Origin of the sequence: Acinetobacter sp. DSM 11652 (genome assembly GCF_900109815.1) — a bacterium.
GTDB lineage: Bacteria > Pseudomonadota > Gammaproteobacteria > Pseudomonadales > Moraxellaceae > Acinetobacter.
In genome coordinates this window covers 17,605-36,414 of sequence record NZ_FOBK01000018.1, presented here as the reverse complement: position 1 = coordinate 36,414, position 18,810 = coordinate 17,605, and the positions used below count along the sequence as shown (strand labels likewise).

Annotated in this window: 17 protein-coding genes and 1 pseudogene; 11 read left to right on the top strand and 7 right to left on the bottom strand. The window is 38.4% G+C overall.

All coding sequences use genetic code 11. The features are described 5' to 3' along the window. Positions 1–20 precede the first annotated feature (20 nt). Positions 21–983: a TerC family protein gene (locus BMW42_RS13930; RefSeq protein WP_092768734.1), complete on the top strand. Its 963-nt coding sequence runs from the start codon at positions 21–23 to the stop codon at positions 981–983. A 68-nt stretch (positions 984–1,051) separates the two neighbouring features. Here BMW42_RS13930 and BMW42_RS13925 read toward each other — a convergent pair whose 3' ends face one another. After that, a complete protein-coding gene (locus BMW42_RS13925; protein WP_092768731.1) occupies positions 1,052–1,615 on the bottom strand; it encodes a nucleotidyltransferase family protein in 564 nt (187 codons plus the stop codon). Between the two features lie 164 nt (positions 1,616–1,779). On the opposite strand from BMW42_RS13925, the gene BMW42_RS13920 reads away from it, so the two are divergent. The 5 genes from BMW42_RS13920 (at position 1,780) to BMW42_RS13905 (ending at position 5,381) form a co-directional block, all read left to right on the top strand. Next, positions 1,780–2,835 carry an aromatic ring-hydroxylating oxygenase subunit alpha gene (locus BMW42_RS13920; protein WP_092768728.1) on the top strand — a complete coding sequence of 352 codons (1,056 nt, stop codon included), beginning with the start codon at positions 1,780–1,782 and terminating at the stop codon, positions 2,833–2,835. Positions 2,836–2,887: 52 nt separating this feature from the next. Next, positions 2,888–4,219, top strand: coding sequence for a guanine deaminase (gene guaD / locus BMW42_RS13915; RefSeq protein ID WP_092768725.1), 1,332 nt, complete (start codon positions 2,888–2,890; stop codon positions 4,217–4,219). Further along, positions 4,185–4,316, top strand: coding sequence for a hypothetical protein (locus BMW42_RS14940; RefSeq protein WP_257219949.1), 132 nt, complete (start codon positions 4,185–4,187; stop codon positions 4,314–4,316). The genes guaD and BMW42_RS14940 overlap by 35 nt, the downstream gene beginning before the upstream one ends. Before the next feature lie 136 nt (positions 4,317–4,452). Next, a complete protein-coding gene (hpt, locus tag BMW42_RS13910) occupies positions 4,453–4,980 on the top strand; it encodes a hypoxanthine phosphoribosyltransferase (protein WP_035268589.1) in 528 nt (175 codons plus the stop codon). Between the two features lie 149 nt (positions 4,981–5,129). Beyond that, the gene (locus BMW42_RS13905) at positions 5,130–5,381 is read left to right on the top strand and encodes a GlsB/YeaQ/YmgE family stress response membrane protein (RefSeq protein WP_035268591.1); all 252 of its coding nucleotides are present in this window, start codon (positions 5,130–5,132) and stop codon (positions 5,379–5,381) included. A gap of 52 nt (positions 5,382–5,433) precedes the next feature. Here the strand turns inward: BMW42_RS13905 and BMW42_RS13900 are convergent, their stop codons facing one another. Next, entirely contained in the window at positions 5,434–6,135 is a 702-nt protein-coding gene (locus BMW42_RS13900; RefSeq protein WP_092768721.1) for a DsbC family protein, read from the bottom strand. 217 nt (positions 6,136–6,352) lie between these two features. On the opposite strand from BMW42_RS13900, the gene BMW42_RS13895 reads away from it, so the two are divergent. Further along, entirely contained in the window at positions 6,353–7,546 is a 1,194-nt protein-coding gene (locus BMW42_RS13895; RefSeq protein WP_092768718.1) for an MFS transporter, read from the top strand. 47 nt (positions 7,547–7,593) lie between these two features. Here the strand turns inward: BMW42_RS13895 and mnmE are convergent, their stop codons facing one another. The 5 genes and pseudogenes from mnmE to rpmH all read right to left on the bottom strand — a co-directional run bounded on the left by mnmE (position 7,594) and on the right by rpmH (position 11,689). Further along, on the bottom strand, positions 7,594–8,958 hold the full coding sequence (mnmE, locus tag BMW42_RS13890) for a tRNA uridine-5-carboxymethylaminomethyl(34) synthesis GTPase MnmE (protein WP_092768715.1): 1,365 nt from the start codon (positions 8,956–8,958) through the stop codon (positions 7,594–7,596). Positions 8,959–9,038: 80 nt separating this feature from the next. Then, complete coding sequence (yidC, locus tag BMW42_RS13885; protein ID WP_035268599.1) at positions 9,039–10,793, bottom strand: membrane protein insertase YidC; 1,755 nt, start codon at positions 10,791–10,793, stop codon at positions 9,039–9,041. A 5-nt stretch (positions 10,794–10,798) separates the two neighbouring features. After that, positions 10,799–11,120: pseudogene (gene yidD, locus BMW42_RS13880) on the bottom strand (membrane protein insertion efficiency factor YidD). 9 nt (positions 11,121–11,129) lie between these two features. Next, the gene (gene rnpA, locus BMW42_RS13875; protein ID WP_035268604.1) at positions 11,130–11,522 is read right to left on the bottom strand and encodes a ribonuclease P protein component; all 393 of its coding nucleotides are present in this window, start codon (positions 11,520–11,522) and stop codon (positions 11,130–11,132) included. Positions 11,523–11,554: 32 nt separating this feature from the next. Beyond that, complete coding sequence (rpmH, locus tag BMW42_RS13870) at positions 11,555–11,689, bottom strand: 50S ribosomal protein L34 (protein WP_000831329.1); 135 nt, start codon at positions 11,687–11,689, stop codon at positions 11,555–11,557. Between the two features lie 644 nt (positions 11,690–12,333). Between rpmH and dnaA the strand changes: the two genes are divergently transcribed. The 4 genes from dnaA (at position 12,334) to gyrB (ending at position 18,608) form a co-directional block, all read left to right on the top strand. Then, the gene (gene dnaA / locus BMW42_RS13865) at positions 12,334–13,719 is read left to right on the top strand and encodes a chromosomal replication initiator protein DnaA (RefSeq protein ID WP_092768712.1); all 1,386 of its coding nucleotides are present in this window, start codon (positions 12,334–12,336) and stop codon (positions 13,717–13,719) included. A gap of 104 nt (positions 13,720–13,823) precedes the next feature. Next, positions 13,824–14,972, top strand: coding sequence for a DNA polymerase III subunit beta (dnaN, locus tag BMW42_RS13860; protein WP_092768709.1), 1,149 nt, complete (start codon positions 13,824–13,826; stop codon positions 14,970–14,972). Positions 14,973–15,001: 29 nt separating this feature from the next. After that, positions 15,002–16,084, top strand: a complete 1,083-nt coding sequence (gene recF, locus BMW42_RS13855) for a DNA replication/repair protein RecF (protein ID WP_092768706.1) — start codon at positions 15,002–15,004, stop codon at positions 16,082–16,084. Positions 16,085–16,139: 55 nt separating this feature from the next. Further along, the gene (gene gyrB / locus BMW42_RS13850; RefSeq protein WP_035268615.1) at positions 16,140–18,608 is read left to right on the top strand and encodes a DNA topoisomerase (ATP-hydrolyzing) subunit B; all 2,469 of its coding nucleotides are present in this window, start codon (positions 16,140–16,142) and stop codon (positions 18,606–18,608) included. Positions 18,609–18,810: the final 202 nt, after the last annotated feature.

Sequence of the window (18,810 nt, the reverse complement as noted above, 5' to 3'; positions counted from 1 at the left end):
TGCCAGTATTGGAGATCACTATGGAAACCATAGGCAATATTTGGCTTTATGTCATTTTTTTTGGCATCGTCACGATTATGCTCTTAATTGACTTTCTAGGTTTTAAACAAAAAGAAGGTCAAGAAGTTAAAGTTAAAACTGCTGCTTATTGGAGTATTGCATGGGTCACTGTCGCAACACTTTTTGGTGGTGGACTATGGCTATATCTAGAAAATACCGCTGGTATAAACGTAGCCAATACGAAAGTTATGGAATATTTTGCCGGCTATTTACTGGAAAAGTCACTCGCAATTGATAACGTCTTTGTGTGGCTAATGATTTTTGCTGCATTCGCTATACCTCCTGCACTTCAACGTCAATTACTCCTTTATGGTGTATTGGGCGCTATTATTCTCAGAACAATTTTTATTTTTATCGGTGCGTGGTTCGTTCAGGAATTTTCGTGGATCCTCTATATCTTCGGTGCTTTCCTTGTATACACTGGATTTAAATTCCTTAAAGGACAAGAGGATGATCCAAATATTGAAGATATGGCCATTCTGAAATGGCTACGTAAACACATGCGAATTACTCCACAGTTGGAAGGAAATAAGTTTTTCGTAAGGCAAAATGGCGCTCTATGGGCAACCCCATTATTTTTAGTGCTGATTTTAGTCGAGGCATCTGATGTTATTTTTGCAGTCGATTCTATTCCAGCGATTTTTGCGGTCACCACTGATCCTTTTATCGTCCTTACAGCTAACTTGATGGCTATCCTTGGTTTACGGGCTATGTTTTTCTTACTGTCTGGAGCCGCTTCAAAAATGCATTATTTACCTTATGGACTTGGGGCTATTTTAATTTTTATCGGTTTCAAAATGCTTATGCTTGACGTATTTCATATGCCAATTTGGATTTCATTAAGTTTTATCGTGATTGTCCTTTCAATTACTGCATGGCTTTCAATCCGTTATAGTAAAAAACATCATCAAATGACCTTATAAGGTCAAACTTTGTTGAATTCAATAAAGCCTTCATCTGAAGGCTTTATTTATATCCTTAGATGAGCCATCTAATTCACAATGCTTAACTTAGGCCATCGTTCCAAAAAACATTTTGACTTAAGCCTATGTTCAAAGACTCCACGTGAAACCAAACGATCATTCCACCTTAATTTTAAAGTAAATAAATCTTCAAGCCCCAAAGGTGCGAGGATTTCAATATGATTATTCTCCATTAATTTGATGGCGATTGCGGTTGCCGTTTCTGGCCAAAAACTCATAGCATGATGTACTGAAGTATATGGATCAATTTGAGCACCTTCATCAGTTCTGTACCAATGATGTACCAGAGCTTGATTTGTAATGTCCCAATGAATATTAGGATATCTATGTTGAAGTGCACCCTTTAAATAATTTCGTCTCTCATCCATTTTTTCTGAAGGATCAAAATAAATGACATCAATTTCAGTTTCAAAAATGGAATAATTTTGATTATGTAAATAAGACCAGATCCAATTTCGAATCAAGCCCGCACTAAAATAGGCCGCACTATCAATCTGCCGTAAACACTGTAAAAGTTCATAGATATCTACATTAGATCGTATTAAATGGCTTAACTTCTCATATAAGTCCATGGGTGAATTCACTTTATATATTTTGATTAGAATTTAATATTTCCACTCAGCTCTCCAATTTTAAATGTTAAGAGACGGTTGGCAAAGATCTTGCATCATCTCCAAAGAAAAAAGCTCAGTAAATTTAGCGCAGCTCTTCGGAGCTCTTTTTTTAGGAAATGACGATGAATATGATTCCCGCATTAAATCCACTCAGTGCACCTTGCCAATGTAGTTTCGACTTACAAGATTGGGAAATTCTCGCGCAATATTGGTATCCAGTGGCTCGTATTCAAGATGTTTCAACCACACCACATCAGGTCACTTTACTTGATGTAAAAATGGCGATTTACCAAACTGACAATGGGGAAATTCGATTAGTGCGTGATATCTGCCCTCATCGTGGTGTACCTCTAAGTAAAGGATGGGTAGAGGGTGAAGAAATTATTTGCCGATATCACGGTCTAAGATTCGACCTTGCAGGGAAGTGTACAAAAATTCCTGCTCAACCTGATTTAACTAAGATATCTGACCGTTTTAGTTTAACCCAATTTCCAGTAATTTTGAGATATGGACTGGTCTGGACTAGCTTGCATGGACGTGATTTTCAACACAATAATATTCCCCAACTTGACACTTGGGATCATCCTGATCATCAGTCTATTTTACCTCCATATGTTGATATTGCAGGCTCAGCAGGTCGTCAACTCGAAGGATTCATTGATGTAGCTCACTTTGCATGGGTGCATCACGAAGCTTTTGCAGATCGAAACAACCCAGTTGTACCGAAATACCATACTGAGAGAACAAACTATGGTTTAAAAACAATTTATATTAGTGGTGTCAGTAATTACCCGCATGCTTTGAAACACCTAGAGCCAGAAGGTTTTGAGTGGAAAAGAACTTTTGATATTTACCCACCATTTTCAGCGATATTAACTGTAGATTTTCCAGACAATGGGATTTTAAAAATCTTGAATGCGTGTTGTCCTGTATCGGTCAATCAAACCAGATTATTTGTTCCTTTGACGCGTAATTTTGATCAGACTGGAGATTTACAAGCAGTCTATGATTTTAATGCCCAAATTTTTGCCGAAGACCAAGATATCGTAGAATCGCAAAAACCTGAAGAATTACCACTTGATTTAATGATGGAAGCGCATTTTGAGGCTGATCGATCTTCGACTACTTATCGTCGTATTCTCGCAGAGTGGGGGCTCAGCAAACGATATACAGTTTAATTAAGATAGATCAGTTACAATCAATCGAAAAAATTAAAAGTGTAGGTTTTAAATGTCTTCTGTAGTTGCATCGACGGCGATTCGCGGTCGCTTCCTAGATATTCAGAATACGGTTGCCCAAGCGCGTGAAATTCACGACCAAGTGCGTTACGTAGAAGATGGTTTATTGATTACTCAAGCGGGTAAAATTCAATGGTTTGGTCGTTGGGAAGATGGGCAACAACAGCTCCGTCAGCTTGAATCCTCTATCCAAGTTGAGCATTACCCAGATCAACTGATTGTTCCTGGTTTTATCGATACGCATATTCACTTTCCTCAAACTGAAATGGTAGGTGCGTATGGAGAACAATTACTCGAATGGCTGAACACTTATACCTTTCCTACAGAAATCCAATTTCAAGACAAAGCTTATGCAGACCAAATTGCACACTTTTTTGTCAATGAGCTGCTGAAAAATGGCACAACGACTGCATTGGTTTTTTGTACAGTTCATAAAGAATCTGTTGATGCACTATTTGAAGCGGCAGAACAATACCAGATGCGTTTGATTGCAGGCAAAGTATTGATGGATCGTCATGCACCTGAAGCACTGACAGACACCGCTGAAAATGCTTATACAGATAGCAAAGAATTGATTGAGAAATGGCATGGTAAAGGTCGAAACCTTTATGCCATTACGCCTCGCTTTGCGCCTACCTCTACACCAGAACAATTAAAAAGAGCAGGGCAGTTAAAAACTGAATATCCTGATGTATATATTCATACTCATTTGAGTGAAAACACCAATGAAATCGCTTGGGTGAAAGAGCTTTTTCCTGAGCAAAATGGCTATTTAGATGTGTATCACCACTATGGATTAACAGGCAATAAATCTGTTTTCGCTCACTGTGTTCATTTAGAAGAGCATGAATGGGATTGTATGCATCAAACAAACTCTGCAATCGCCTTCTGCCCGACTTCAAACCTCTTTCTAGGAAGTGGATTGTTTCCATTGAAAAAAACCTGGGATAAACAAGTCAAAGTCGGTCTTGGCACAGACATCGGTGCGGGGACTTCATTTAATCAGCTTCAGACGTTGAATGAAGCCTATAAAGTTCAACAACTCCAAGGCGATAAATTATCTGCATTTGAATCGCTTTATCATGCGACCCTAGGTGGAGCAAAAGCATTAGCGCTCGAGGATAAACTTGGTAACTTTAATATTGGAAAAGAAGCGGATTTTGTTGTATTAAATTTGAATGCCACTGCATTACAAACATTAAGACAACAACGCGCTAAAAATATTGAAGATGCACTTTTCGCATTGTTTACCATGGGTGATGATCGAAATATTGAGGCGACTTATATTTATGGACAAAAAGCATATCAACAATCAGCATCCTAATGCTCAGACTCAACCACAACACCCAATTAAAAAATATGTGTTGATTGGTGCTGTATTCTTAGTTTGTGCTGTCGTACTAAAACGCGATGCGCATTAATAAACCATTAGTTTACATTTCGTTTTTTTAAAAAGGGTGCAACATTCTGGGATATGTTTTAAAATCGAAGCATATTTCAGGTGTTGCAGGTCAACACCTTTTTTAATTTTAGAATTGTTGTTTTAGGTATCTACCCATGACCATTGACATGAAAGTGTTGATTTCCGCTGAAGAAATTCAAGCGAAAGTTAATGAACTTGGTAATCAAATTAATGCTCACTATGCAAATAGTGATCGAGAATTGGTTCTTGTAGGCTTACTTCGCGGTTCAGTGATTTTCATGGCAGACCTATGCCGCACCATTGAAAAACCACACGAACTCGACTTTATGACAGTTTCAAGTTACGGCAGTGGAACGACTTCTAGTCGTGATGTTAAAATTCTAAAAGACCTTGATGGTGAAATTCGTGGTAAAGATGTTCTTGTCGTAGAGGACATCATCGATTCAGGCAATACGCTGAGTAAAGTGGTAGAAATCCTTGAAACTCGTGAGCCAAACTCTATCAAACTTTGCACGCTGATCAGTAAGCCTTCTCGAAGAGAAATCGACTTGGAAGTAGAGTTTCTAGGATTTGAAGTTGAAGATAAATTTATCGTAGGTTATGGACTAGATTACGATCAAAAATACCGTCACATTCCATTCATTGGTGAAATCGGTCTGTAATTTTTTTTAAGAAAGTGGCATATGCCACTTTTTTTATAAACAACAAAATAACAACAACATGTAGCGTGATTCTTCTTTTCAAACATCGATACATAATCAACTATATTTGAGCGACACAATAAAAATTCATGATAAAAAGGAGAACAAATATGTTTTCACTTATTGGAGCTATTCTTATCGGTTTTATAGCAGGTTTAATTGCTCGCGCAATTCATCCTGGTGACGATAAAGCAGGCTTCATCGTCACGACGTTATTAGGTATTGCTGGTTCATTACTTGCTACATATGGTGGACGCCTTCTTAATATTTATCCCGAAGGTTCATCGGCAGGTTTTATTGCTTCAGTCATAGGTGCAATTATCGTTCTGTTTATTTATAACCTCGTTACCAAAAAATCTTAACGAAAAAAAGCACCTTGTTAAGGTGCTTTTTTTCATTTCTATGAACTAGATTTTATAAGTTCAGCTCTTTCCAAATTTTTTCAATTTCTGAAGCTGGATAAGCGCCTGTTACCTTAAATCCATTTTCAAAAATAATTGCTGGCGTTCCTTGAACACCTAGACGACGTCCAAGTTCCAAATTTCTTTCAACAGGGTTTGAACAATCAGCTTGGGCTGTTGGTTGTTGATTCTTTTGTAAAAGGGCATTCCATGCAAACTCACGGTTTGCGGAGCACCAAACTTGTTTAGAGGGCTGGATCGATTGAGATTTAATTGGATACATAAACGTATAAATTGTCACATCTTTTAACTGGCTTAAATTATTTTCAAGCGTCTTACAATATGGACAATTTGGGTCAGAAAAGATCGCGAGCTGACGCTTACCATTCCCCCTTACAGTCTTAATGGCATCTTGAAGTGGAAGTTGTTTAAAGTCGACTGAATTATGTTTCAGCACCAAATCACGTGTTAGATTTTTTTGATCTTCGATACGAATCATTGATCCAAAGAATAAATGCTTAGCTTCTTCATCAATATAAATAATCTGATTGTCTAAAGATCCGCTATAGAGACCTTTCATCTCAGTTTTTTGTAAATTTTGAATATTCAATTTTGGGTGCTGCGTTTTAATTTTTTGCTGAAGCAATTCAATATTCGCAAAACTAGAACTTGTAGACAGTGCAAGTAAAGCACTGATTAAAATTTTTTTATACATAAGTTGAGCATATGTTTGATGGATATTATTGCTTATTCTAATCTTCTACTTTCTACAAAGATCAGTTTTTATGTAATTTTAAACCTCATAAATTGTTTCACGTGAAACCAAATATGACAGTTGAATTTTAACTGATTGAAGATAATTGACTCATGCTTAACAGTCGACATAGACTAATGAATCTTCATATCAGCACTGCTGTTCTATAAGACAAATAATGAATGAAAACCAATCGTGGCGAGATTTTATTCTCGTAAGTATCGCACTCTGTATCGGCACCATTGGAACAGCGCTTGCTAGCCCACTTTATCCAATTTACCAAGAATTATGGGGGTTAAACCCGAGCGATATCACCTTTATTTTCGTTTCCTACATGCTAGGGTGCCTGACCACCTTACTGTTTTTGGGCAGAACCAGTAATACCATTGGTTATGTAAAAACTATGCAACTTGGGCTCATTTTTATCACCATTGGCTTGTTAATGTCTATCTTTGCGAGCGATGTAATGTCTCTCTCATGGGGAAGATTTATCATTGGTATTGCATCTGGATTGATGACAACATCTGCTCTTATTGGGCTTATTCAAACTGTTCCAACTTCCCATAAACAAATTGCACCACAATTAAGCTCAATCATTACTGCTGTTGGATTTGGGTTAGGTCCTTTATTTGGGGGATTTTTTGCTGAATTCTTTGCATATCCTTTGGTAATACCCTATGTACCCATTGTGATAGGTTCAATATTTTGCTTCTTTAGTCTATTTACACTCAAACCTATACCTTTTGATGTGCAAAAATTTAATTTTGCTCCCAAATTATTAACACCACAATCACATGATCGAACTCAATTTTTTATACTGAGCTTGACTGCATTTGCTGTTTTTGCAGGATTTAGTTTATACGCCTCACTATCTCCTTCATTTGTTAAAGACATTTTGCCTTGGCACGGTCCACTGATTAGTGGTTCTGCCATTACTGTCATTTTACTGATTTCAGCTGCGACACAATTTTTTTCAAGATCAATCAAACCGCAATCCAGCCTATTACTCGGTATCATGACTTGCTTCATGAGCGTGATCGCTTTATTCCTCTGTATGGAGTTTAAAATTAGCTGGTTATTTTTCCTAAGCGATGGTCTGTTTGGGATTGGACATGGCTTAGCTTTACTTGGGGCTTTCGGACTTATTCATCACATGACCACACCTCACAATCGAGCCGCCGTCATGTCTACTTATCTCTTTATCGGCTATCTCGGAACGATTCTACCCATCCTAGCAGTAGGATATTTAGCTGACCATTTTGGGCTTACAAATGCAGTGATTTGGTTCTGTATTGCAATTTCAATTTTATTGATTGTTTTATTCATAAAGCAGATGATGGTTAAGCCAAGCAAGTTACCTTTAGCCAATTAACCAAAAAGCCCATTACTGGGCTTTTTAAACCACAGTTAAAAACTCGTTTACTTCCCGATACAGAAAGAGCCAAAGATTTTTCCGAGTAAATCATCCGCACTAAAATCACCAGTAATTTCACCTAATGCATTCTGTGCGAGACGTAACGATTCTGCGACAAGCTCTCCTGCATGGTAAACAACAAGTTGTTCACGAGCTTCCGCAAGATAAGATTGAGTGCGCTTCATTGCATCTAGGTGGCGGGTTCTTGCAATAAAGGTATCTTCTTCAGGCTGAAAGCCTGCATGTGCTGTAATCGCATCTACAAGCGATTGAACACCCATTTCTTGCTTGGCTGAGACCGTAATGTGTCTAAAGCCTTGGAGATCAGCAACTTTAGCTTCACTATCTACTAAATCACATTTGTTAGCGATTAAAATTAAGCGTTTAGGATCGATATAATTAGCAAAGTAAGTATCTGCCAAATGCATCGGATCTTCACCTTGACTCAAATCGTAAACCAAGAGTAGGAGATCAGCATTTTCTATTTCTTTAATCGCTCGACGAATACCTTCCTTCTCAACAATATCTCCCGTTTCACGCAGACCTGCTGTATCCGTCAGGGTAATTGGCAAACCATTTAGGCTTATTTTCTCATGTAGTACATCACGCGTTGTACCTGCAATGTCCGTTACAATCGCGCGCTCAACACCAGCCAATGCATTCAATAAACTCGATTTACCTGCATTGGGTTTCCCTGCAATCACCACTTGTAAACCTTCACGCAGAAGTTGACCTTGGCGTGCTGATTGTTGTACTGCACCCACTGATGCTTGCACATCTTCCAATAACGCTAAAATTTTTCCATCTGCAAGAAAATCAATTTCCTCTTCAGGAAAATCAATCGCCGCCTCAACATGTAATCGTAAGTGAATGAGTTTTTCTAATACTGTATTTACTTTAGAAGAAAATGCGCCTTGCAATGAACGTACTGCAGAACGAGCTGCTGCTTGTGAAGTAGCATCAATTAAATCAGCGATTGCTTCTGCTTGGACTAAATCCATTTTTCCATTTTCAAAAGCGCGCATTGAAAACTCACCCGCTTTTGCTGCAATTGCGCCTAACTCTAACAGTCGACCCAATAATGTATTTTGAATCACCGGTCCACCATGACCTTGTAACTCAACTACATCTTCACCCGTAAAAGAATTCGGATTTGGAAAACAAATCACCAAACCCTCATCCATGACTTGCCCATTCGCATCAAGAAATTGACGAAATGCAGCATAACGAGCAGGACCGAGTGCCTTACCAGTTAAAGCCTCTGCTATGGCATATGCCTTAGGACCAGACAGTCGAATTACACCTACACCTCCACGACCTGGCGGTGTTGCAATCGCAGCAATAGTGGTTTGATGTTGTAGGTTCGTCATTGAAATGATCTCAAAGCAAGGCAAAAAAAATCCGCCTAAGGATATCACCTTAAGCGGATCGATTCAGCTACTAACAAAACTTAGTTCGTAGATGCTGTATCTTCTTTTGCTAAGCGAGCTTTCTCAACACTCTTATTGATCAGACCTTGCTGAAGAATCGTGATCAAGTTGTTGACAATCCAGTAAAGCACAAGTCCAGCAGGGAAGAACAATAAGAATACCGTGAAAATAATCGGCATAAACTTAAAGACTTTTGCTTGCATTGGATCTGTCGGCTGTGGGTTCAACATTTGTTGAACATACATCGTCACACCCATCAACAATGGTAGGATAAACCATGGGTCCATTGCAGATAAATCTTGAATCCAACCTAACCAAGGAGCGTGGCGTAACTCAACAGACTCCATGAGCACCCAATATAAAGCCAAGAAAATTGGCATTTGAAGAAGTAAAGGTAAACAACCAGATAATGGATTGACTTGTTCACGCTTATAAAGTGCCATCATTTCTTGTGAGAAACGCATACGGTCTTCGCCGAACTCTTCTTTCATGCGTTGCATTTCTGGTGCAATCACACGCATTTTTGCCATAGAGCGATAGCTCTTAGATGAAAGAGGCCAAAGAATAAGTTTCACAAGAATTGTCAATAGAATAATTGACCAACCCCAGTTTCCAACAATGCCATGGAAGAATTGCAAACCTAAAAATAGCAATTTCGCAATTGGCCATAACCAACCATAATCAACCGTTTGATTTAAACCAGTTGCCAAGTCTTTTAATTCAGATTGAATTTTTGGACCTGAGTAGAATGTTGCATCAACAGTCATTGTTTTGCCAGCTGGCACATTAATGGTAGGCGAAGTAAAGCCAATGATATTCATACCATCAGCAGATTTACGTGACTCCATTTTTGCAGAATACGGCTGGTTACCGAAGTTACCAGGTACCCAAGCACTTACAAAGTAATGCTGAACCATTGCAACCCAACCACCTTGAGCCTCAACACTTAACTTTTCTTCATTAAAATTATCAAATTTTAATTTGTTATAGTGTTCATCAGGTGTACCCCAAGCACCACCTAAATAAGTGCCCAGTGTAAAGATTCCTTGATCAGTTTTACCTGGATCTTCAGAGTTGTCACGTTTGATCTGACCAAACATTTGACCTTGCCAGTTTTGCTGACTACGGTTAATCACTTGATAACTTACGTTAACTGGATATGCACCTTCTTGGAAAGTGAACGTTTTGATGATTTCAACACCATCAGCCGTTTTTAATACCATTGGTACTTTTAACACTTTCTCAGCTTCACCATCTTTATTGGTGGTTGCTTGAGCATCAGCTAAAGTATAAGTCGACTTTTCAAACTCAAATGTTGGACGTCCACTACGGCTACTGTCAGGTCCATTTAAACCAATTAAACCTGATTGAGCGACATAAGTACGTTTCTCATCATTTTCAAGCATAACGAACGGTTGTTCACTATTTTTACTTTTATCATGATTGAGTAGTTCAACACGGACAATGTCCCCACCTTTAGGGTTAATCCAAAGATGATATAAATCAGTTTGAACAGCAACTAATTGTTGATTTGCTGTTGCAGGTGTAGTTGTGTCTTGTTGTTCAGCTGCAATATTTGCTTGCGGTATATCAGTTAAACCCGCTGTCGTTTGGCTCGTTGGCAGATCAGCAGAAACATCTTGGGCAACGACGGCAGCAGGTGCTGTCGCAGCAGTTGTTTCAGTTTGACCATAGTCTTTTTGCCAAGCAAGAATAAGCAAATATGCGGTGACAAACATGGCCCCGAGAATTGCAAACCTGGCCCATTGTTGCATATCGATTACCCCAATTGGTTAGAGTGATTTTTGGTTCAATAAACGCTCACGCAAGGGTACAGTAACGTGAGTCATTTGAGAATCTATTTGCTGAAATGAAATAAAACGAATTGCTTTTTTGGGAACAGGATCATATCCACTTCCACCCCACGGATGGCAACGACAAATCCGTCGCGTTGCATACCAGACACCTTTAATCGGGCCATGTATATGAATAGCTTCTAACGAGTATTGAGAACAAGTTGGGAAATAACGGCAACGAGGTCCAAGGAGCGGACTAATCGCAATTTGATAGAAACGAATCAACCAATGCAATATACGGACCATTGGCCACCTCTAACTTTGAGGAGAGGGAACTGATATTTTATGATGTTTTTTTACAAGACGCTGTAGCTTCTGCCATGCAAATTGTAATTGCTTATGCAATTCAGCATTCGGAATCGACTCAATACCTACCTTAGGCATGACCACAATATCCAATAAATCTATATCTTGCTGATTTAAGCGAAAACTTTCGCGAGCAATACGTTTTATTCGATTTCTTTCATGTGCACGGCGCACTTTCTTTTTAGCAACAACAATACCTAAACGGCTTTTAGGCTGTTTAGTTGGTGTAGCTAAAAATAAGAAATGGGGTTGATGCACTTTAAAAAGCGCACCATCAAATACACCTTTGTAATCTGCAGCACAGCGGATTCTCACCTCTGGACTGAAACTATAAAGTGTCATAACACCCAAATCGTCGATAAACTAAACTGGTATTAAACAGTTAAGCTGTGACGACCTTTTGCACGACGACGAGCTAATACTTGACGGCCAGCTTTAGTCGCCATACGAGCACGGAAACCATGAACGCGTTTACGCTTTAATTCAGATGGTTGGAAAGTACGTTTCATATCGAAACTCCAAAGTTGGTGTTCTATAAAGGTTCGCGATTGTATTGTGCATTGTTTGTTCTGTCAATATTAAACAGTATTGTGTAACACTTTTGATGAAAGTTGCTTGACTCCGAGAAAGATACAAATTTGTTAAATAATCTATTTATACACAAAATAAATATATGTTTTTATTATAGTATTTAAGTTAACCACAGAAATATCCATAAACTTATACACAAGATGAAATTCAATTATGGCTGTTTTTTAAATTTGAATTTAAATTTAAACACAAGGAGTGATTATCCACAGAAAACAGAATCCTATTAAATAAATTCAAATTTATAAATTTAAATCTATTATTATTAGGGTTGTAATTTTCTATGGATAAGGCATTATTTTTTTTAAAATATATATACTTAGGTTGTTGATAACTATGTTTCCATATTTTTTATAGATTGTGGATAAGTTGTTGTTTTTATTTATCCACAGTTTGTGGAAAACCTTATCCACACCCTGTTTTAAATTTAAATTTAGACTTTTAAATTTGATTATTTGTGGTTAAAGTTCAAAATTACTCATGACATATGTGGATAACTTGGGTATGATTGCCTCCCCAATCTCATGGGGTTGTTTTTAAATTTAAATGGAATGAGGGGTTTCACATGCTGTGGACAGACTGCTTAAATCGCTTGCGACAAGAGCTCTCAGATAATGTCTTTGCAATGTGGATACGTCCATTGGTTGCCGAAGAGGTAGATGGTGTTTTAAAGCTTTATGCACCTAATCCTTACTGGACACGCTATATTCAAGAACATCATTTAGAATTAATTAGCATTCTTGCAGAACAAATGTCTGAAGGACGTGTTTGTAAAGTTGAAATTTTAGTCGACTCACGACCAGGCGCGATTTTATCTGCTTCAGAGCAACCAGCGACAACAACTGCAGCGCTTGAGTCTTCAGCAGCAGCACCTGTAGTCAGAGCAAAAAAAGAAAGCAATGAGCAGCAAAATGCAAAAACATCAAAAAAACGATTATTAAATCCTCTGTTTAATTTTGCATTGTTCGTCGAAGGGCGTTCAAATCAGATGGCGGCAGAAACCTGCCGTAAAGTGTTAACTCAGTTAGGCGAACCTCAACATAACCCGTTATTTTTATACGGTCCGACCGGTTTAGGTAAAACACATTTGATGCAAGCAGTGGGTAATGCTTTATTACAAGCTAAACCAAATGCTCGTGTGATGTACATGACTGCTGAAAGTTTTGTTCAGGATTTTGTGAGCTCACTTCAACAAGGTAAAGTCGAAGAATTTAAAAAGAATTGCCGTTCACTAGATCTACTTTTAGTTGATGATATCCATTTACTTGCAGGTAAAGAAGCCAGCTTGGTTGAGTTTTTTTACACGTTTAATGCCTTATTAGATGAATCTAAACAAATTATTTTAACCTCAGATCGCTATCCTAAAGAGTTGACCGAGTTAGATCCTCGTTTGGTATCTCGCTTTTCATGGGGATTATCGGTAGGGGTAGAACCGCCTGATATTGAAACTCGAATTGAGATTTTACTTAAAAAAGCTGAAAGTAATGGTATCGATTTGCCTCGTAACTGTGCGCTCTTTATTGCACAGCAGGTTGTGGCAAACGTACGTGAACTTGAAGGTGCATTAAATAAAGTCGTCGCGATTTCTCGTTTTAAAGGGACACCAATCGACTTAGATGTGGTGCGTGAATCACTGAAAGATGTTCTTGCGATTCGTGCTCGTACGATTAGCACCGAAAATATTCAGCGTGTAGTCAGTGAATATTTTCGTATTCCATTGAAAGAGCTGGTTGGACCTAAACGAACTCGTATTTATGCTCGACCACGTCAGTTAGCAATGGGGCTTGCGCGTGAATTAACGGGCGACAGTTTTCCTGAAATTGGCATGGCATTTGGTGGTCGTGATCACAGTACAGTCATGCATGCCTGTGAAAAAGTGCAGAGTTTGTGTGCTGAAGATCCTATCTTTAATGAAGATTACAAAAATTTAATGCGCTTATTACAAAGCTAAATCTGTTTAAATTCTATTCTTGCAATGCGGCATATTCTGCCGCATAGTACATGATTAAAGTGTTTTAGTCTGTCGTCGATATACTGTTTTAGAGGAAATCCATCGTGCGTTTGAAGATCGCGAAAGAAAGCTTACTCAATGTTTTGTCTCATGTTGTAGGTGCTGTAGAACGTCGCCATACGTTAAATATTCTTTCAAACGTCAAAGTTCAGGTTACTCAAGATGCACTGACGATTACAGGTTCCGATCTTGAAGTTGAACTTGTGGCGAGTACAACGCTTGTAGAGGGAGCCTGTTTACAAGCAGGTCAAACCACAGTACCCGCACGTAAATTGATGGATATCTGTAAATCTTTGCCGACAGCAGCACTTATTGATTTACAAATCACAGAAGACCAGCGTTGTATTTTGAAATCTGGTAATAGCCGCTTTGTATTAGGAACATTATCTGCTGAGGATTACCCTTTATTAACGACTGAAAATAGCCAAGGGACTCAAGTTCAGGTGACTGAACGTGAACTAAAACGATTATTTGAAAAAACCTCTTTTGCGATGGCTGTTCAGGATGTCCGTTTTTATCTTACAGGCACTTTACTGGAAATTGATGAAAATCAGCTTCGTGCAGTGACGACAGATGGACATCGTCTTGCTCTTTGTGAAACATTGGCCAGTTCGAATGCTTCGCAGTTAGTGCAAGCAATTGTGCCTCGTAAAGCGGTCGGTGAATTACAGCGTCTATTGAGTATCGAAGATAATCAACTCTCGTTGTTAATTGGTCGTGAACTGCTGAATGTTACTTTGACAATTCCAAGCCGTGATAAAGAGCAGGGTGATATTACTGTTCGTATTACTACAAAATTAATTGATGGTAAATTCCCTGATTATCGACGTGTTATTCCTCGTGGCGGTGATAAAACAGTTACGATTGCACATGATATTTTCAAACAATCATTACAGCGAGTTGCTATTCTGAGTAATGAAAAATTACGTGGTGTATTTTTAAACTTCAATCCAGATTCACTGCAACTTCGTGCCAATAATCCAGAGCAAGATGAGGCAGTTGAAGATCTTGCGATTCAATACAATAATGCACCTATGGAAATGTCATTCAACGCACAATACATTTTGGATGTATTGAATGTGCTGGACGGTGATGATGTGTTAATGACGATGACTGAGGCAAACCAATCTGTATTGGTTCAAGATCCTGCTCATCAAGATCAAACTTATGTCGTCATGCCGATGCGTGTTTAATGTTGTTTTTGATTTAGTTTGATCTGGTCATGTTCATTACGCGTTTAAATATCCAGCGTGTGAGAAATTTAAAAGCGGTTGCACTCCAAGAGTTGCAACCGTTTAATGTTTTTTATGGACAAAATGGTTCAGGAAAAACGTCTATATTAGAAGCAATTCACTTATTGGCCACTGGTCGATCTTTTCGTACACATATTCCTAAACATTACATTCAAAATCAAATGCAAGATGCGATTGTATTTGCACAGTCTGCTACTGAAAAGATAGGTATGCAAAAGCTCATTACGGGTGAGCAAAACATCAAAGTGAATGGGGACAGTATTGCTACGCAGGGACAGCTAGCCAAAATCTTACCATTACAGCTTATTGACCCTCTGAGTACAGATATTATTGATCACGGAGCTAAACCAAGACGACAATTGCTTGATTGGTTAATGTTTCACGTGGAACCAGATTTTTATTATGCATGGCAATTTTATTCTAGAGCTTTAAAACAACGAAACAGCTTATTAAAATCAAAACGTAATCTGATGCTGCAAGATTTAGAAGCATGGAACAAAATGCTGAGTGAGTACGGTGAAATATTGCATTTACAACGTCAGGCTATTGTTGAACAGTGGCAGATATTTTTTCAGCAAGATCTTAAAACACTATTACCAGATATCGAGATCCATATGGAGTATGCAGCAGGCTTTCATGTGGAACATGGCTTGGCTGAAGACTTGATTTTGTATCATCAAAAAGACTGCGAAAGACGCTATACAGAATATGGTCCACACCGTGCAGATTTAAAGTTAAAAACCCCAACAGGAGATGCAGATGCCGTACTGTCACGGGGGCAAAAAAAATTATTAATCATGGCTTTAAAATTGTCACAGATCGCAATGTTGCATGCGTCTAATAAGGAAACTGTGGTATTATTAGATGATGTGACAGCAGAATTAGATATAACCGCACAACAACGTTTAATTGAGCGATTGAGCCAACTTGGTAGTCAAGTTTTCATTACCACTTTAGACCATGAATCTGTACAAAAGCATTTACATGATTTGTCTATTTCTTATCAATTATTCAATGTTGAAAACGGTTCTGTTCAAGTTGTTGTGCAATAATTTTTTGAAGTTTTCTCCATCTTTGGATAGACCTTTTTTTCACTAGGGAGTAACCATGAGTTCAGAAGATCAAGCTGCTTCTCAAACAGAACAAACCATTGAAAAGGCTTATGATTCCTCTAGCATCAAGGTATTACGTGGTTTAGACGCAGTACGTAAGCGTCCAGGCATGTATATTGGTGATACGGATGATGGTACTGGTTTACACCATATGGTGTTTGAAGTGGTGGACAACTCGATTGATGAAGCCCTTGCTGGTCACTGTGATGAAATTCTGGTTACCATTCACGAAGACGAATCTGTTTCTGTCGCAGATAACGGTCGTGGTATTCCCACAGATATTCACCCTGAAGAAGGTGTATCTGCTGCTGAAGTGATCTTAACCATTCTTCATGCGGGTGGTAAGTTTGATGACAACAGCTATAAGGTTTCTGGTGGTTTGCACGGTGTGGGTGTTTCAGTTGTAAACGCTTTGTCTAGTAAACTGGAACTCACAATTCATCGTGCTGGTAAAATTCATGAACAAGAATACCGCCATGGTGACCCTCAATACCCTTTAAAGGTGGTGGGCGATACAGATCGTTCGGGTACACGTGTACGTTTTTATCCAAGTGCTGAAACATTCAGTCAGACCATTTTCAATGTCGATATTTTAGCTCGTCGTTTACGTGAACTGTCATTTTTAAATGCGGGCGTTCGAATTGTTCTACGTGACGAACGTGTTGGTTTAGAACATGTATTTGATTATGAGGGTGGTTTATCAGAATTCGTTAAATATATTAACGAAGGAAAAACGCATCTTAACGATATTTTTCACTTTACCACGCAAGCTGATAATGGCATTGGTGTTGAAGTTGCATTGCAATGGAATGATACGTACCAAGAAAACGTACGTTGCTTTACCAATAACATTCCTCAAAAAGATGGTGGTACTCACTTAGCTGGTTTCCGAGCTGCTTTAACTCGTGGCCTTAATAACTACATGGAAAACGAAAACTTACTCAAAAAAGAGAAGGTTGCGGTTTCTGGTGATGATGCACGTGAAGGTTTAACAGCAATTGTTTCAGTGAAAGTTCCTGATCCAAAATTTTCCTCTCAAACCAAAGAAAAATTGGTATCGAGTGAGGTAAAACCTGCTGTTGAACAAGCAATGAATAAAGCTTTTTCAGAATATCTTCTTGAAAATCCAGCTGCAGCAAAATCGATTGCGGGTAAAATTATTGATGCAGCACGTGCACGCGATGCGGCGCGTAAAGCACGTGAAATGACTCGCCGTAAGAGTGCGCTTGATATAGCAGGTCTTCCTGGTAAATTGGCGGACTGCCAAGAAAAAGATCCAGCTTTATCTGAACTATATCTTGTCGAAGGTGATTCAGCAGGTGGTTCAGCGAAACAAGGTCGTAACCGTAAAATGCAAGCGATTTTACCACTTAAAGGTAAAATCCTAAATGTGGAACGTGCTCGATTTGACAAGATGATTTCTTCTGCTGAAGTTGGAACACTGATTACGGCATTAGGTTGTGGTATCGGTCGTGAAGAATATAATCCAGACAAATTACGTTACCACAAAATTATTATCATGACCGATGCGGACGTGGATGGTTCACATATTCGTACGCTGTTATTAACTTTCTTCTTCCGTCAAATGCCGGAATTAGTGGAACGTGGTCATATTTATATTGCTCAGCCACCACTTTATAAATTAAAGAAAGGTAAGCAAGAGCAGTATATTAAAGATAATGATGCGCTTGAAACATATTTAATTTCGAATGCAATTGATGAGTTGGCATTACATATCAGTGCTGACGCACCTGCGATTCGAGGTGAAGCGCTTGCAAAAGTCATTGCAGATTATCAGACATCACAAAAAAGCTTACAGCGATTAACGATTCGTTATCCTGCAACTTTATTGGATGCTTTACTTGGTTTAGATGCTTTTAAATTAGATCAAAATCAAGATGAAGCTTATGTGACGTCTTGGGCTGAGCAATTGCGTCAAGCAATTGAAACACAACAGCCAAGCTTAAGACCTGAATTCACGCTCGAAGCATTCGAAAAAGAACTCGCAGATGGTTCACGTGAAACACATTATTGGCCACGTTTAACAGTGTATGTACACAACCTTCCTCATCACTATTTATTAGATGCTGGTTTATTGGGTTCAGGTGAATATAAACGTTTACTTCAAAACTCAAAGAGTTGGTTTACGTTACTTGAAGACGGGGCTTATTTGCAAAAAGGTGAGCGTAAAGTCAATGTTGCTAACTTCCATCAAGTATGGCAACAAGTATTGGCAGATTCACGCCGTGGCATGATGATCCAACGCTATAAAGGCTTGGGCGAGATGAATGCAGAGCAGCTTTGGGAAACCACGATGGATCCTGAAAATCGTAATATGCTTCAAGTGACGATTGATGATGCAATTGAAGCAGATCGCATGTTCTCTTGTCTCATGGGTGATGATGTTGAACCACGTCGTGCATTTATTGAAGAGAATGCATTGAATGCAGATATTGATGCTTAATGCTATAAGTTAAAAAAAGCACTCTTAGGAGTGCTTTTTTTGTATCAATCTAAAATCTTAAGTCATTTTTTTGGAATTAATTTCAATAAAATGATGTGCTTGAAGTCACATATTTTATTTATTATATGAAATATAAAGATAATTAAATAAGCGTTTACGAAATTAATAAATAATTAAAATTATAAAATTCAACAACTTATAA

Excerpts from the sequence above, each read along its gene's own strand:
- BMW42_RS13895 (WP_092768718.1), top strand. The coding sequence starts at position 6,353 with ATGAATGAAAACCAATCGTGGCGAGATTTTATTCTCGTAAGTATCGCA.
- recF (WP_092768706.1), top strand. The coding sequence starts at position 15,002 with ATGTTCATTACGCGTTTAAATATCCAGCGTGTGAGAAATTTAAAAGCG.
- BMW42_RS13930 (WP_092768734.1), top strand. The coding sequence starts at position 21 with ATGGAAACCATAGGCAATATTTGGCTTTATGTCATTTTTTTTGGCATC.
- BMW42_RS13925 (WP_092768731.1), bottom strand. The coding sequence starts at position 1,615 with ATGGACTTATATGAGAAGTTAAGCCATTTAATACGATCTAATGTAGAT.
- gyrB (WP_035268615.1), top strand. The coding sequence starts at position 16,140 with ATGAGTTCAGAAGATCAAGCTGCTTCTCAAACAGAACAAACCATTGAA.
- BMW42_RS13920 (WP_092768728.1), top strand. The coding sequence starts at position 1,780 with ATGAATATGATTCCCGCATTAAATCCACTCAGTGCACCTTGCCAATGT.
- hpt (WP_035268589.1), top strand. The coding sequence starts at position 4,453 with ATGACCATTGACATGAAAGTGTTGATTTCCGCTGAAGAAATTCAAGCG.
- yidC (WP_035268599.1), bottom strand. The coding sequence starts at position 10,793 with ATGCAACAATGGGCCAGGTTTGCAATTCTCGGGGCCATGTTTGTCACC.
- BMW42_RS13905 (WP_035268591.1), top strand. The coding sequence starts at position 5,130 with ATGTTTTCACTTATTGGAGCTATTCTTATCGGTTTTATAGCAGGTTTA.
- rpmH (WP_000831329.1), bottom strand. The coding sequence starts at position 11,689 with ATGAAACGTACTTTCCAACCATCTGAATTAAAGCGTAAACGCGTTCAT.
- mnmE (WP_092768715.1), bottom strand. The coding sequence starts at position 8,958 with ATGACGAACCTACAACATCAAACCACTATTGCTGCGATTGCAACACCG.
- BMW42_RS14940 (WP_257219949.1), top strand. The coding sequence starts at position 4,185 with ATGGACAAAAAGCATATCAACAATCAGCATCCTAATGCTCAGACTCAA.
- guaD (WP_092768725.1), top strand. The coding sequence starts at position 2,888 with ATGTCTTCTGTAGTTGCATCGACGGCGATTCGCGGTCGCTTCCTAGAT.
- dnaA (WP_092768712.1), top strand. The coding sequence starts at position 12,334 with ATGCTGTGGACAGACTGCTTAAATCGCTTGCGACAAGAGCTCTCAGAT.
- rnpA (WP_035268604.1), bottom strand. The coding sequence starts at position 11,522 with ATGACACTTTATAGTTTCAGTCCAGAGGTGAGAATCCGCTGTGCTGCA.
- BMW42_RS13900 (WP_092768721.1), bottom strand. The coding sequence starts at position 6,135 with ATGTATAAAAAAATTTTAATCAGTGCTTTACTTGCACTGTCTACAAGT.